The sequence below is a fragment of the Ruegeria sp. AG7 genome (assembly GCF_056541545.1).
In genome coordinates this window covers 121521-133949 of record NZ_JBQFYP010000004.1, presented here as the reverse complement: position 1 = coordinate 133949, position 12429 = coordinate 121521, and the positions used below count along the sequence as shown (strand labels likewise).

Sequence of the window (12429 nt, the reverse complement as noted above, 5' to 3'; positions counted from 1 at the left end):
ATGGACCTGCACAGCGCCTATCCCGGCATTCCAGATCTGAAACGCCGCGCACGCCGTCGGCTGCCGCACTTCGTGTGGGAATATATCGACAGCGGCACCGGGATTGAAACGACGCGGCATCGCAATCGAAAGGCGCTGGATGATGTCCGTCTGAGCCCCTCGATCCTGCATGGGGACCTTGAATTCGATACGTCGGTGAAAATCTTGGGCGGCACCTGTCCTTTGCCCTTCGGTATTGCACCGATCGGGATGTCCGGTCTGGTCTGGCCTGATGCGGAGCGGTTGCTGGCACAGGCCGCCGCCAAAGCAGGCATTCCCTATTCGCTGTCGACGGTGGCCAGTCAGAGCCCAGAAGACCTGGCCCCCTATCTGGGCGAGACCGCGTGGTTCCAGCTGTATCCGCCAAGGGACCCCGAGATTCGCATGGACATGCTGAACCGGGCGCGCCGGGCGGGATTTCGAACTTTGGTTCTGACCGCTGACGTCCCTTTCGCCTCGCGCAGGGAGCGGCAAACACGCTCGGGCCTGCGGCAGCCGCCGAAACTGACACTGCGCCTGCTGGCACAGATCGTCCAAAGGCCCGCCTGGGCACTGGGCATGCTGCGCAGCGGCGTTCCACATATGCGCACACTGGACAAGTATATCGATGACCCCGGTGATCTGCCGCCGACGGCCCATGTCGGATACCTGCTGCGAACCTCTCCGGATCTGGATTACGTCAAATGGCTGCGCGATCATTGGGAAGGGCCGTTTGTCGTGAAAGGCATCCTACGCCCCGAGGATGCGGACAGGCTGGAACAAGTGGGTGTGGACGCCCTGTGGGTGTCGAATCACGGGGGCCGACAGTTCGATGCAGCCCCGGCCAGCATCGAGATTCTTCCCGCGATCCGGAACGCGACCCGCCTGCCACTTATATTCGACAGCGGTGTCGAAGGCGGGCTGGATATCTTGCGCGCGCTGTCGCTGGGCGCGAATTTCGTCATGCTGGGGCGCGCTTTTTTGTACGGTCTTGCGGCACTTGGCGCAAAAGGCCCCGCGCATGTGATCGATATCCTGAGGCAGGATCTGCACGCGAATATGGGTCAGATGGGACTGGCCGATTTATGTCAGTTTGAGACGAAACGCTAAATTATTGATGCTGCAACGCGGCATCCCTATAAGTGTGCCGAGGCCAAAGGGCGTTTGCGAGCGATAACATGCCGGTTCTACCCAGAAGAACGGATGTACCTGTGCGTATTCTCCGCCCAATAAGACGCCCAAACACCAAAGACCGGGACCTGATATGACAGACTTCAACAAGATCCTGATCGCCAATCGCGGCGAGATTGCCATCCGCGTCATGCGCGCAGCAAACGAGATGGGCAAACGCACCGTCGCTGTTTACGCTGAGGAAGACAAACTGGGCCTGCACCGGTTCAAGGCGGATGAGGCCTATCAGATTGGCGAGGGCATGGGTCCGGTCGCGGCGTATCTGTCGATTGACGAGATCATCCGCGTGGCCAAACACTGCGGCGCGGATGCGATCCATCCGGGCTATGGCCTGCTGTCCGAAAACCCGGATTTCGTGGATGCCTGCGTCAAGAACGGCATCACCTTCATCGGCCCCCGGGCCGAGACCATGCGCGCATTGGGTGACAAGGCCAGCGCGCGGCGCGTGGCCATCGCGGCCGGTGTGCCTGTCATTCCGGCCACCGAAGTTCTGGGTGATGACATGGACGCGATCCGCAAGGAGGCCGCCGAGATCGGATACCCGCTGATGCTCAAGGCGTCCTGGGGCGGCGGCGGGCGCGGGATGCGCCCGATCCAGTCGGAGGATGAGCTGGAAGAAAAGGTTCTGGAAGGCCGCCGCGAGGCTGAGGCCGCCTTTGGCAATGGCGAAGGCTATCTGGAAAAGATGATCATCCGTGCCCGCCATGTCGAGGTGCAGATCCTGGGCGACAAGCATGGTGAGATTTATCATCTGTACGAACGCGACTGCTCGGTCCAGCGCCGGAACCAGAAGGTCGTCGAACGTGCCCCTGCCCCTTACCTGTCCGAAGATCAGCGCGCCGAGATTTGCGAACTGGGCCGCAAGATCTGTGCCCATGTGAATTACGAATGCGCAGGCACTGTCGAGTTCCTGATGGATATGGAGACGGGCAAGTTCTACTTCATCGAGGTAAACCCGCGCGTACAGGTCGAACACACGGTCACCGAAGAGGTCACCGGCATCGATATCGTTCAAGCGCAGATCCTGATCGCCGAAGGCAAAACGCTGGCCGAAGCCACCGGTGCCACCAGTCAGGCAGAGGTGCATCTGAACGGTCACGCGCTGCAGACACGGATCACCACAGAAGACCCGCAGAACAACTTCATCCCCGACTACGGGCGTATCACCGCCTACCGCTCGGCCACGGGCATGGGCATTCGTCTGGATGGCGGCACGGCCTATGCGGGCGGGGTGATTACGCGGTATTACGACTCGCTGCTGACAAAGGTCACTGCCTGGGCGCCGACACCCGAGAAGGCGATCAGCCGGATGGACCGCGCCCTGCGCGAGTTCCGTATTCGCGGCGTCAGCACCAATATCGATTTCGTTATCAACCTGCTGAAGCACCCAACCTTCCTGTCGAATGAATACACCACCAAATTCATCGACACGACGCCGGATCTGTTTGCCTTCAAACGCCGCCGCGACCGGGGCACCAAGGTTCTGACCTATATCGCCGATATCACTGTCAATGGTCATCCCGAAACCAAGGGCCGCCCCGAACCTCGTGCCGACCTGAAAGTCGCCAAGCCCCCCGCGCAGAAGGCCGAGCCGCGGATGGGTACGCGCAACCTGCTGGAGCAGAAAGGCCCGCAGGCCGTGGCGGACTGGATGAAAGCGCAGCGGCAGCTGCTGATCACCGACACCACCATGCGCGACGGACACCAGTCGCTGCTGGCGACCCGGATGCGGTCGATCGACATGATCAAGGTGGCGCCAACCTATGCCGCGAACCTGCCGCAGCTGTTCTCGGTCGAGTGCTGGGGCGGTGCGACGTTCGACGTGGCCTATCGCTTCCTGCAGGAATGCCCATGGCAGCGTCTGCGCGACCTGCGTGAGGCAATGCCGAACCTGATGACGCAGATGCTGCTGCGGGGTGCGAACGGGGTTGGTTACACCAATTACCCCGACAACGTGGTGCAGGAATTCGTGCGCCAGGCATCGAAAAACATTGATGTCTTCCGCGTCTTCGACTCGCTGAACTGGGTCGAGAACATGCGTGTTGCGATGGATGCTGTTATCGACAACGGCAAGATCTGCGAGGGCACCGTTTGTTATACCGGCGATATTCTGGATCCTGATCGCGCCAAATATAACCTGAAATACTATGTCGGCATGGCCAAGGAACTGCGCGACGCAGGCGCGCATATTCTGGGTCTGAAGGATATGGCGGGCCTGTTGAAACCAGCCTCGGCCAAGATTCTGATCCGGGCGCTGAAGGAAGAGGTTGGGTTGCCGATCCACTTCCACACCCATGACACGGCCGGCATCGCCAGCGCCACCATCCTTGCCGCCTCTGAGGCGGGTGTGGACGCGGTGGATTGCGCAATGGACAGCTTCAGCGGCAACACCTCCCAGGCGACGCTGGGCACCGTGGTCGAGGCCCTGCGCCACACCGACCGTGACACCGGGCTGGACATCAAGGCCATCCGCGAGATCAGCGATTACTTCGAGGCCGTGCGCGGTCAATATGCGGCCTTCGAATCAAGCCTGCAGGCCCCGGCGTCCGAGGTGTATCTGCACGAGATGCCAGGCGGTCAGTTCACCAACCTCAAGGCGCAGGCGCGCAGCCTGGGTCTGGAAGAGCGCTGGCACGAGGTCGCGCAGATGTACGCCGATGTGAACCAGATGTTCGGCGATATCGTAAAGGTAACGCCGTCGTCGAAAGTTGTTGGCGACATGGCCCTGATGATGGTCAGTCAGGGCCTGACCCGCGAGCAGGTCGAGGATCCGGCGACGGATGTGGCCTTTCCCGACTCGGTCGTCGACATGATGCGCGGCAATCTGGGTCAGCCTCCGGGAGGATTCCCGAACACCATCATCAAGAAGGTGCTGAAGGACGAGGCCCCCAACACCCAGCGCCCCGGCAAGGACGTGCCTGCCGTCGATCTTGAAGCCACCCGCGCCGAGCTGTCCAAGCAGTTGGAAGGCAAAGAAGTCGATGACGAGGATCTGAACGGGTACCTGATGTATCCCAAGGTGTTTCTGGATTACATGGGCCGTCACCGGATTTACGGCCCGGTCCGCACCCTTCCCACGCGCACCTTCTTTTACGGCATGGAACCCGGCGAAGAGATCACGGCCGAGATCGACCCCGGCAAGACGCTGGAAATCCGGTGTCAGGCCATCGGCGAGACGGATGAAAAAGGTGAGGTCAAGGTTTTCTTCGAACTCAACGGCCAGCCGCGTGTGATCCGGGTGCCGAACCGGATGGTCACATCAACCACACAGGCGCGCCCAAAGGCCGAGGTCGGCAACCCTGATCATGTCGGTGCACCGATGCCGGGTGTTGTGGCCACTGTTACCGTCACCGCAGGCCAGCAGGTCAAGGAAGGCGACATGCTGCTGACCATCGAGGCAATGAAGATGGAAACCGGTATCCATGCCGAGCGTGATGCGACGGTCAAAGCCGTGCATATCCAGCCCGGCGGCCAGATTGACGCAAAGGACCTTCTGATCGAACTGGAATAAGACGGAAAACAACCTAATGTTCGTCAGGCCGTGTGGGAGACCGCACGGCCTTTTTCTATGATTGAGCGGAGACCCATTATGCTTGCAATCACCCCGATCTATGCGGCCTTGGTCGCACTTCTCTACGTCGCACTCAGCGTCAAAGTGATCCTGCAACGACGCAGCGATAAGATCTCGGTCGGGGATGGTGGCAGCAAGCTGATGATCAAGGCGATACGGACACACTCGAACTGCGCCGAATACGCCCCGATTTCCCTGTTGCTGATTGCCATGGTTGAGCTACAGGGCGCGGCCGGGGGTTTGGTCCATCTGCTGGGGCTGATGTTACTGGCGGGGCGTCTTTTGCACGCGTACGGATTTGGGCGAACGCCGCAGATCGTCATCCTGCGGCAGGCCGGCATGAGCCTGACGTTCCTCGCCATTCTGGGGGCGGCTTTCGCAAACCTGATTCTGGCGCTTTAGGCCGTCTGGCGGGTGTTACCCTGCCAGAACGGTTGTTTCGATCTGCGGTGCACCCAGCAGAACCGGTGTGAACTGATCATGTTCATGCAGGTCCGGCTTCAGGATGGCAGCGCCGATCAGAATCATCGCGGCAAGTGTCACGATCTTCAGGTCTGCAACGGATATCATGACGGCACCTCCTGCCTGTGTTTTAATGATTTGCATTACGGGTTGAACGGATCACGGGCCGGATTCCGTCGAAAAGATTTTTCCCGCTTTTTGTGTTTTTCCGCTTGCAGCCCCGCGTGGGAATTTATACATCCCTCCTCACTCAACGGCGCGGGCGTAGCTCAGGGGTAGAGCATAACCTTGCCAAGGTTAGGGTCGGGCGTTCGAATCGCCTCGCCCGCTCCATTGAGAGGTCTTCGGACCACATGTGTATCTGATGCGGGCGTAGCTCAGGGGTAGAGCATAACCTTGCCAAGGTTAGGGTCGGGCGTTCGAATCGCCTCGCCCGCTCCAGATACCAAACCTTCCAAACATGCTGGTTCTTCTGCCCCGGTTGCGGCATTCTGAATGCAATTCGCAACACGGGATGTTCGCATGTCTGATTATGTTATCCGCCCCTTGTCCGCTGATGAGTTGCAGGAGGCTGTGGATTGGGCCGGGCGCGAGGGGTGGAATCCGGGTCGTCACGATGCCGAGTGCTTTCGTACAACTGATCCCGATGGGTTCTTGGGAGGTTTTCTGGATGGCGAATTGATCGCGTCTGTCTCGGCGGTGAACTACGACGATGATTTTGCCTTTTTGGGTTTCTACATCGTCAAGCCAGAATACAGACACCATGGCCACGGGCTTGAGATTGCGCAGCACGCGCTGGCCCACTGTGCCGGGCGCAACATGGGTCTGGATGGCGTGGTCGAGCAGCAGGACAACTACCGGAAATCCGGGTTCACCTTTGCCTATAACAACTACCGCTTTTCAGGGCGGGTTGCAGATATCCTAGGCGCGCTGGCACCGACCGCTGGTGTTGATGTGCTGAGCACCGTTTCAGATGCGTTAAGGGACTATGATCGTCAGCTTTTCCCCGCCCGGCGCGATGCGTTCCTGCATGGTTGGCTGAGCGCAAGCGGCCATGTGTCCCGCGTGTTTACCGAAGACGGGCAGATCAAAGGCTATGCCACGCTGCGCCCCTGTCGGACCGGATACAAGGTCGGGCCGCTGTTTGCGGACCGCGCCGACATTGCCGAAGCACTGCTTGCAAGCGTATTAAAAGCTCTGCCCGAAGATCAAAGTGGGCAAGAGGTGTTCATCGACATGCCACAACCCAACAATGCCGCCTTTGCACTGGCCGACAAGCTGGGTCTTACGAAAGTGTTCGAAACCGCCCGGATGTATTCCGGCGATCAACCGGATATCGACCTGACCCGCATCTATGGCGTGACAACGTTTGAGTTGGGTTAAAACGCCTTGAACGTCATCGTCGTCAGCGAGCGTTCGATATTGGGAATCACCAGCAGGTGTTCGTTGATGAAATGGCCTACATCCTCGGTTTCGGGGATGTAGAGCTTGAGCATCAGATCAAACTCACCACTAGTGGAATAAAGCTCTGAGTGTATTTCGCGCAGCGCGATTTCCTCGGCGACCTTGTAGGTGGTGCCGGGTTTGCAGCGGATCTGGATGAATACGCAGGTGGACATGGCGTGGCCCTGTTGGTTCGTGTTGTCTGCAAGCTGACATGGTGCCGGGCCGGGTGCAATCCCTTGCAACAGTTTGCAGCGATTGCAACGCATGGTCTGGATCAACCGGCCCCACCCCGTCTATAAGCGCGCCTGTAGCAAAAGGAATTCGCCCATGCGCACCGCTTCGATCAGCCGCAAGACCGCCGAAACCGAAATTTCGGTCGAGGTCAATCTGGATGGCACCGGCACCTATGACAATCAGACCGGCGTCGGGTTCTTTGACCATATGCTGGACCAGCTGGCGCGCCACTCGTTGATTGATATGACAATCCGCGCCAAGGGTGACTATCACATCGACGATCACCACACGGTCGAGGATACCGGCATCGCCCTGGGTCAGGCTTTGACACAGGCCCTGGGCGACAAGAAGGGCATCCGGCGCTATGGCGAATGCCATCTACCGATGGATGACGCTCAGGTGCGCTGTGCGCTGGACCTGTCGGGCCGTCCGTTCCTGATGTGGACTGTCGATCTGCCGACGCAAAAGATCGGTACGTTCGACACGGAACTGGTGCGCGAGTTTTTTCAGGCGCTCAGCACCCATGGCGGCATTACCCTGCATATTGACCAGTTGCACGGCTTCAACAGCCACCACATCGCCGAGGCTGCGTTCAAGGCTGTCGCGCGCGCGTTGCGTGATGCGGTTGAGACCGATCCGCGCAAGGCGGATGCGATTCCGTCGACCAAGGGCGCGCTGTAAATGCTGACAGCCATCATCGACTATGAAAGCGGCAATCTGCATTCAGCGGAAAAGGCGTTTCAGCGCATGGCGCAAGAGGTCGGCGCTGGTGACGTTGTCGTCACCTCTGACGCGGATGTGGTTGCGCGTGCGGACCGACTGGTTCTGCCCGGAGATGGCGCTTTCCCGGCCTGTGCCGCCGAGCTGCGCGGCCATAAGGGTATTTATGACGCGATGGTCGAAGCGGTCGAACAGAAGGGCCGTCCGTTTCTGGGTATCTGTGTTGGTATGCAGCTGATGGCAACCAAAGGCCATGAATACACAGAGACCGATGGTCTGGGCTGGGTGGCAGGTGATGTTGTTCGGATCGAACCGTCAGATGCCGCGCTGAAAGTGCCGCATATGGGCTGGAACGATCTGGTTCTGGAAAGCGATCACCCGATCTTTGCCGGGGTGAAATCAGGCGATCACACCTATTTCGTCCATTCCTACCACTTCCGTGTAAGCAACCCGGCGCAGCGGTTGGCTTATGTGGAATATGGGCAGGACGTCACGGCCGTGATTGGCCGCGACACGATGGTTGGGATGCAGTTTCACCCCGAGAAAAGCCAGGATGTTGGCCTGCGCATGCTGGGCAACTTCCTGACCTGGAAGCCCTGAGGCTTACTGAACCCGCGTCCAGGTTTGCCCGCGACAGATCAGGCCGCCCGCCACGCATCCCTTGACGGTCAGCTTGTTCTGGCCGTCCAGTGACATCTTCGAGTTGTAGGTTTTGTCCCGGTCGGGGGCCCAGATTTTACCACTGTCATAGCTGCCGCCCCCTTCGGGAACCATGTCCCAGATGATCTTTTTGCCAAGGTTCTCATATTCCAGCTGCTGGTTGCCATCCGCGTCGAAAGCGCTGTCGATGGTGCCGCAGATCGCACTGCCGCATTCGGAAATCGTCACATGCAGATAGCCACCTGTATCGCCCGGCGCGGTTTTCCACAGGCCGTCAACCGGATCGTCCGCAAAAGCAGCCGTAGCAAGCAGCATCAGGCCCGCTGAAAGAGTAAAAGTTTTCATGATTTTCTCCCTGTTTTGAAGGCAGTCTGACCCGCCGGTGGGCGACGGGCAAGAATGACCCAGCGTCGCGTTGCATCCCCTGCCCTGCTTGTGCGATATCCCGCGCGTGTAACAGTGATATAGGGCCGCCCGACATGATCCTCTACCCCGCCATCGACCTCAAAGACGGCAATGCCGTACGCCTGCTGCGTGGTGAAATGGACAAGGCCACCGTGTTCAACGAAGACCCGGCCGCTCAGGCCCGTGCTTTTGTCGAGGCAGGGTGCGAATGGCTGCATCTGGTCGACCTGAACGGCGCATTCGCAGGCGAGCCGGTCAACGCAGCGCCGGTTGAGGCAATTCTGAAAGCGTGCAAGGTGCCTGCGCAACTGGGCGGCGGCATCCGTGACATGGCCACGATCGAAACCTGGATCGAGAAAGGGCTGGCGCGGGTCATTTTGGGCACTGTCGCTGTCGAAAACCCCGACCTTGTGCGCGAAGCAGCCAAAGCCTTTCCCGGCAAGGTCGCCGTCGGAATCGACGCACGCAACGGCATGGTGGCCACCAAGGGCTGGGCCGAAGAGACCGACGTTCAGGTCACCGATCTGGCCCGTAGTTTCGAAGACGCAGGCGTTGCGGCAATCATCTACACCGATATCAATCGCGACGGTGCCATGCAGGGCCCGAACATCGAAGCGACCGCTGCCCTGGCACAGGCCGTTTCCATCCCGGTGATCGCCTCAGGCGGTGTCAGTTCGCTGGACGACCTGATCGCCCTGCGCGATTGTGGCGTTGCGCTGAACGGCGCGATTTCGGGTCGGGCGCTTTATGATGGCGCGATTGACCTGGCCGAGGCCATCCGCGCCCTGTCGTGATCGGTTATTGCGCGGCTGCGGCGGTCAGCTTGGCCAGCGCACCGCGCATCTTTTCGATGACCGGTGATTTGTCGACATCGTTCAGGTCGTCCAATGTCTCTTTCGGGTCTTCATAGATCAGCCACACCTGGCCATTGGCGTCTTCGTAAGCCTGCACCTTGAGAGGCAGAAACAGCCCGGCACGCGGGTCGATCTGCATGGCTGGCGTACCCAGCGCAGGGTTGCCGAAAATCAGTACCTGATTGGCGGGAATGGGCGTGCCGATCTTTTCCGCCCCGGCCGCGTGGTCGATGCGGGCAAACACGGTTGCGCCTGCATTTCCGACGGCAGCTTCAAGCGCGTCCAGCGCCTCGGCAACGGATTTGTCGGTTTGAACCTTGATCAGATCATCTGCCATAGCGGTCAGCGCGCCTCCGAACGAAAAAACATAAGCCAGAATCAGTCTACGCATATCGATATTCCTTCTGTGAAATTCACCCCAATTCTCACAGATTTGAGACCGCTCACAATCACAAGTCTGGCATCGGCAAGGCTTTGCCGCTAGAGGTGCGCCCGTAAAGGATATCCTATGCTGAAAACCCGGATCATTCCCTGCCTTGATGTTGCTGATGGCCGTGTGGTCAAAGGCGTGAATTTCGTGGGCCTGCGCGATGCGGGCGACCCGGTGGAATCGGCCAAAGCCTATGATGCAGCCGGAGCGGACGAGATCTGCTTTCTCGACATTCACGCGACCCATGAGAATCGCGGCACCATGTTCGATGTGGTACAGCGCACGGCGGAACAGTGTTTCGTGCCGCTGACCGTGGGCGGTGGGGTGCGAACAAAAGACGATGTGCGCGCCTTGCTGCTGGCGGGGGCGGACAAGGTAAGCTTCAACTCGGCCGCGGTTGCCAACCCGGACGTGATTGCCGAAGCGGCAGATCAGTTCGGCAGTCAATGCATTGTCTGCGCCATCGACGCCAAGACCGTCAGCCCCGGCAAGTGGGAAATCTTTACCCATGGCGGGCGCAAACCCACCGGCATTGATGCGGTTGCCTTTGCAAGAGCCGTGGTCGCCAAGGGGGCCGGTGAAATCCTGCTGACCTCAATGGACCGCGACGGCACCAAATCCGGGTTCAACCTGCCGCTGACCCGCGCCATTTCCGACGCGGTAGATGTGCCCGTGATCGCCTCGGGCGGTGTTGGCACTCTGGACCATCTGGTCGAGGGCGTCACCAAGGGCGGCGCAAGCGCCGTATTGGCGGCATCGATTTTCCATTTCGGCGAATACACCATCCGCGAGGCCAAGGAACATATGGTCGCAGCTGGCATCCCCATGAGGTTGACATGAGCATCTTGCACGATCTGGCCGCCACGATCGAGGCACGCAAGGGGGCTGATCCCGACAGCAGCTGGACGGCCAAGCTACTTGCGAAAGGCCCTGAGAAATGCGCCGAGAAATTTGGTGAAGAGGCCATAGAGGCCATCATCGAAGCCGTAAAAGGGGATCAGGTTAAGCTGACCTCGGAAGCGGCGGACGTGTTGTATCACCTTCTGGTCATGCTGGCCGCGCGGGACGTGGCGCTGGATGATGTTCTGGCCGAGCTGGACCGCCGTCAGGGCACCAGTGGTATCGCCGAAAAGGCTGCCCGCCCCAAAGGGTAAGGCCCGGGTTCCGCACCGTCGCCTGTGCCGTTATAATCGGATGCCAGACTGTCAGGCTGAAGGCGCGATATGATCCGAGTTTTGATGCTTGTGGCAACCCTTGCCATCGTGGCTGGCTGCACCTCGCCGCCGCGCTCGACCGGGGATGAGGTGCAGCGGCTCGCCTCGGAGATTCAGGGCCTTGGCCCGGATATCGACCCCGAGGAGGCCCGACGCGCGGCGGGAATTGCTTACGCCTATACCGCCCAGCTGGTCGAGGAATACCAGATCACAGACCCGCCCCTGATCCATAATATGAAGGTCAACAAGGGGCTGCGCCCGCGTGGGCTGTGCTGGCATTGGGCCGAGGATATCGAGCGGCGGCTGAAACAGGAAAACTTCCGGACGCTGGATCTGCACCGTGCCATCGCAAACGCGGACAACCCGACGCGGATCGACCACAGCACCGCAATCATCAGCCGTAAAGGCGCGACGCTGTATGACGGTGTCGTATTGGACCCGTGGCGTTATGGCGGCGTGTTGTTCTGGTCTCCGCTGGTCGAGGATACCCGGTATGACTGGGTCCCGCGCGACGTGGTGCTGGAAAAGCGGCGGAAGGAACAGGTCGCCCGCCTGAAACCTTACGTCCCCGCCAAACCCTAAAGCTTGGACGAAATGATCCCAGTCGAAAATCCACCCATGCGCAATTCGCCAAACAGGCGCTGATATTCGATTTTGGGGCAGCGGTTCATCACCACATCGACCCCACGGGCCTTGGCCTTTGCCGCCGCTTCAGGGTGTTCCACACCAATCTGCATCCAGATCGTACCGAGCGACGGAAACGCATCCAGCGCCTCGTCCACAATAGGTGGCACGGCCTCGGACCGCCGAAAAATGTCCACCATGTCCACAGGCTCGGAAATTTCTGACAGGCTGCCGCAAACCGTCTGACCAAACAGGTCATTGCCCGCGTGGCCCGGATTGACGGGAATCACCTTGAACCCTTTCAGCGACAAATAGCGCGCCACGTAATAGCTGGGTCGCACCGGGTTCATGGAAACGCCGACAACGGCCACCGTCTTGGTGCGTTGCAAAATGGCCTTGAGGTACTGATCGGAATAATCTGGCATGCCCTATCCTTAACAGCGTTCCAAAAAGAAAAAAGCGCCCAAGAAAGCTTGGGCGCCAGTTGTTGGAACGAGGGACAGTGAAATGACCCGCGGCAGTTCCGTTCCGCGGTCACTGTGACATTTAAGCATGGATCTATTAAAAAAAAGAGGGGCAGCGCATTTTTGTGATGACTTT

15 protein-coding genes and 2 tRNA genes are annotated in these 12429 nt (G+C 59.5%); 12 read left to right on the top strand and 5 right to left on the bottom strand.

Annotation, left to right across the window (positions count from 1 at the left end; translation table 11 throughout):
* The 3 genes from ACR0BF_RS07315 (at position 1) to ACR0BF_RS07305 (ending at position 5182) form a co-directional block, all read left to right on the top strand.
* Positions 1-1128 (top strand): alpha-hydroxy acid oxidase, encoded by a 1128-nt coding sequence (locus tag ACR0BF_RS07315; protein ID WP_480624581.1) that lies wholly within the window; start codon positions 1-3, stop codon positions 1126-1128.
* A 154-nt stretch (positions 1129-1282) separates the two neighbouring features.
* Complete coding sequence (locus tag ACR0BF_RS07310; RefSeq protein WP_480624580.1) at positions 1283-4720, top strand: pyruvate carboxylase; 3438 nt, start codon at positions 1283-1285, stop codon at positions 4718-4720.
* 78 nt (positions 4721-4798) lie between these two features.
* Positions 4799-5182, top strand: coding sequence for an MAPEG family protein (locus ACR0BF_RS07305; RefSeq protein WP_480624579.1), 384 nt, complete (start codon positions 4799-4801; stop codon positions 5180-5182).
* 15 nt (positions 5183-5197) lie between these two features.
* Here ACR0BF_RS07305 and ACR0BF_RS07300 read toward each other — a convergent pair whose 3' ends face one another.
* A complete protein-coding gene (locus tag ACR0BF_RS07300; protein ID WP_480475907.1) occupies positions 5198-5350 on the bottom strand; it encodes a hypothetical protein in 153 nt (50 codons plus the stop codon).
* Positions 5351-5500: 150 nt separating this feature from the next.
* On the opposite strand from ACR0BF_RS07300, the gene ACR0BF_RS07295 reads away from it, so the two are divergent.
* The 3 genes from ACR0BF_RS07295 to ACR0BF_RS07285 all read left to right on the top strand — a co-directional run bounded on the left by ACR0BF_RS07295 (position 5501) and on the right by ACR0BF_RS07285 (position 6625).
* Positions 5501-5575 (top strand) — tRNA-Gly (locus ACR0BF_RS07295).
* Positions 5576-5608: 33 nt separating this feature from the next.
* Positions 5609-5683, top strand: a tRNA-Gly gene (locus tag ACR0BF_RS07290).
* 81 nt (positions 5684-5764) lie between these two features.
* Positions 5765-6625 carry a GNAT family N-acetyltransferase gene (locus ACR0BF_RS07285; RefSeq protein WP_480624578.1) on the top strand — a complete coding sequence of 287 codons (861 nt, stop codon included), beginning with the start codon at positions 5765-5767 and terminating at the stop codon, positions 6623-6625.
* Here ACR0BF_RS07285 and ACR0BF_RS07280 read toward each other — a convergent pair.
* Positions 6622-6861, bottom strand: coding sequence for an Lrp/AsnC family transcriptional regulator (locus tag ACR0BF_RS07280; RefSeq protein WP_480482339.1), 240 nt, complete (start codon positions 6859-6861; stop codon positions 6622-6624). The genes ACR0BF_RS07285 and ACR0BF_RS07280 overlap by 4 nt on opposite strands.
* 154 nt (positions 6862-7015) lie before the next feature.
* On the opposite strand from ACR0BF_RS07280, the gene hisB reads away from it, so the two are divergent.
* Entirely contained in the window at positions 7016-7603 is a 588-nt protein-coding gene (hisB, locus tag ACR0BF_RS07275; RefSeq protein WP_480554066.1) for an imidazoleglycerol-phosphate dehydratase HisB, read from the top strand.
* Positions 7604-8242 carry an imidazole glycerol phosphate synthase subunit HisH gene (hisH, locus tag ACR0BF_RS07270; RefSeq protein WP_480493787.1) on the top strand — a complete coding sequence of 213 codons (639 nt, stop codon included), beginning with the start codon at positions 7604-7606 and terminating at the stop codon, positions 8240-8242.
* A 3-nt stretch (positions 8243-8245) separates the two neighbouring features.
* On the opposite strand, the gene ACR0BF_RS07265 is transcribed toward hisH, so the two are convergent.
* Entirely contained in the window at positions 8246-8647 is a 402-nt protein-coding gene (locus tag ACR0BF_RS07265) for a DUF2147 domain-containing protein (protein ID WP_209504550.1), read from the bottom strand.
* Between the two features lie 134 nt (positions 8648-8781).
* Here ACR0BF_RS07265 and hisA point away from each other — a divergent pair, with 134 nt between their 5' ends.
* Positions 8782-9501 (top strand): 1-(5-phosphoribosyl)-5-[(5-phosphoribosylamino)methylideneamino]imidazole-4-carboxamide isomerase, encoded by a 720-nt coding sequence (hisA, locus tag ACR0BF_RS07260; protein WP_480493786.1) that lies wholly within the window; start codon positions 8782-8784, stop codon positions 9499-9501.
* 4 nt (positions 9502-9505) lie between these two features.
* Here hisA and ACR0BF_RS07255 read toward each other — a convergent pair whose 3' ends face one another.
* A complete protein-coding gene (locus tag ACR0BF_RS07255) occupies positions 9506-9952 on the bottom strand; it encodes a DUF302 domain-containing protein (RefSeq protein ID WP_480493785.1) in 447 nt (148 codons plus the stop codon).
* Positions 9953-10069: 117 nt separating this feature from the next.
* Here ACR0BF_RS07255 and hisF point away from each other — a divergent pair, with 117 nt between their 5' ends.
* The 3 genes from hisF (at position 10070) to ACR0BF_RS07240 (ending at position 11787) form a co-directional block, all read left to right on the top strand.
* Positions 10070-10831: an imidazole glycerol phosphate synthase subunit HisF gene (gene hisF / locus ACR0BF_RS07250; protein WP_480476924.1), complete on the top strand. Its 762-nt coding sequence runs from the start codon at positions 10070-10072 to the stop codon at positions 10829-10831.
* The gene (locus tag ACR0BF_RS07245) at positions 10828-11145 is read left to right on the top strand and encodes a phosphoribosyl-ATP diphosphatase (protein WP_480475891.1); all 318 of its coding nucleotides are present in this window, start codon (positions 10828-10830) and stop codon (positions 11143-11145) included. The genes hisF and ACR0BF_RS07245 overlap by 4 nt, the downstream gene beginning before the upstream one ends.
* A 69-nt stretch (positions 11146-11214) precedes the next feature.
* Positions 11215-11787 (top strand): hypothetical protein, encoded by a 573-nt coding sequence (locus ACR0BF_RS07240; RefSeq protein ID WP_480516255.1) that lies wholly within the window; start codon positions 11215-11217, stop codon positions 11785-11787.
* Here ACR0BF_RS07240 and ACR0BF_RS07235 read toward each other — a convergent pair.
* Complete coding sequence (locus tag ACR0BF_RS07235; RefSeq protein ID WP_480475887.1) at positions 11784-12254, bottom strand: CoA-binding protein; 471 nt, start codon at positions 12252-12254, stop codon at positions 11784-11786. The genes ACR0BF_RS07240 and ACR0BF_RS07235 overlap by 4 nt on opposite strands.
* Positions 12255-12429 lie beyond the last annotated feature (175 nt).

Coding starts and splice junctions, on each gene's coding strand:
- ACR0BF_RS07315 (WP_480624581.1), top strand. CDS start 1: ATGGACCTGCACAGCGCCTATCCCGGCATTCCAGATCTGAAACGCCGC.
- ACR0BF_RS07310 (WP_480624580.1), top strand. CDS start 1,283: ATGACAGACTTCAACAAGATCCTGATCGCCAATCGCGGCGAGATTGCC.
- ACR0BF_RS07305 (WP_480624579.1), top strand. CDS start 4,799: ATGCTTGCAATCACCCCGATCTATGCGGCCTTGGTCGCACTTCTCTAC.
- ACR0BF_RS07300 (WP_480475907.1), bottom strand. CDS start 5,350: ATGATATCCGTTGCAGACCTGAAGATCGTGACACTTGCCGCGATGATT.
- ACR0BF_RS07285 (WP_480624578.1), top strand. CDS start 5,765: ATGTCTGATTATGTTATCCGCCCCTTGTCCGCTGATGAGTTGCAGGAG.
- ACR0BF_RS07280 (WP_480482339.1), bottom strand. CDS start 6,861: ATGTCCACCTGCGTATTCATCCAGATCCGCTGCAAACCCGGCACCACC.
- hisB (WP_480554066.1), top strand. CDS start 7,016: ATGCGCACCGCTTCGATCAGCCGCAAGACCGCCGAAACCGAAATTTCG.
- hisH (WP_480493787.1), top strand. CDS start 7,604: ATGCTGACAGCCATCATCGACTATGAAAGCGGCAATCTGCATTCAGCG.
- ACR0BF_RS07265 (WP_209504550.1), bottom strand. CDS start 8,647: ATGAAAACTTTTACTCTTTCAGCGGGCCTGATGCTGCTTGCTACGGCT.
- hisA (WP_480493786.1), top strand. CDS start 8,782: ATGATCCTCTACCCCGCCATCGACCTCAAAGACGGCAATGCCGTACGC.
- ACR0BF_RS07255 (WP_480493785.1), bottom strand. CDS start 9,952: ATGCGTAGACTGATTCTGGCTTATGTTTTTTCGTTCGGAGGCGCGCTG.
- hisF (WP_480476924.1), top strand. CDS start 10,070: ATGCTGAAAACCCGGATCATTCCCTGCCTTGATGTTGCTGATGGCCGT.
- ACR0BF_RS07245 (WP_480475891.1), top strand. CDS start 10,828: ATGAGCATCTTGCACGATCTGGCCGCCACGATCGAGGCACGCAAGGGG.
- ACR0BF_RS07240 (WP_480516255.1), top strand. CDS start 11,215: ATGATCCGAGTTTTGATGCTTGTGGCAACCCTTGCCATCGTGGCTGGC.
- ACR0BF_RS07235 (WP_480475887.1), bottom strand. CDS start 12,254: ATGCCAGATTATTCCGATCAGTACCTCAAGGCCATTTTGCAACGCACC.